This window comes from Psychrobacter sp. 1Y4 (genome assembly GCF_051847555.1).
In genome coordinates this window covers 1-567 of the sequence record NZ_JBPYDE010000935.1, presented here as the reverse complement: position 1 = coordinate 567, position 567 = coordinate 1, and the positions used below count along the sequence as shown (strand labels likewise).

At 41.1% G+C, this 567-nt stretch carries 1 protein-coding gene; it reads left to right on the top strand.

Features of this window, described 5'->3' with window-relative positions:
* Positions 1–105: 105 nt before the first annotated feature.
* The coding region (locus ACS8FC_RS19700) for a hypothetical protein (RefSeq protein WP_439298031.1) at positions 106–567 on the top strand (462 nt) is incomplete at its 3' end.

Genomic DNA, 567 nt, shown 5'->3' with positions numbered 1-567 from the left:
CTCACAGGCAGCAGCTGCTTGTGAGTGATTTTTTATTTTATACTTATAATAAAATGTAATTAATTCAGCTTGATTGAATACACATACCCCATTAAGGAATATTTTATGCTTTTTGAGTTTATCGCCACGATGGCTGCCGCGTTTGGGATGGCTGGACTAGCATTGATCATAACTCACTTCAGCAAATTGGCAGGCAAACGTGCCCCTAAGTGGTTGATCCCATTGTTTGCAGCGATTGGTATTTTTGCCTTTCAGATAAACCAAGAATATAGCTGGTATGGTCAACAAGTGCGAGAGCTGCCACAAGGCGTAGAAGTTGTCAAAGTAGCAAAAAGTACGCAATGGTTCCGCCCATGGTCTTATGCTAAGCCACAAATATTACGTTTTATCGCGGCAGATGTCGGTAATGCTAGCGTACAAATAGACAATCCAGATGTGCATTTAGTCAATCTATACTTATTTGAAAGACGAAGAAGTGTCGAAAAAGTTGCACAAGTTATCGATTGCAAGGCGCCTGCACGTGCAGATTACGTCATACCAGAAAAAGGTAGTAAGCTCACGATTGAT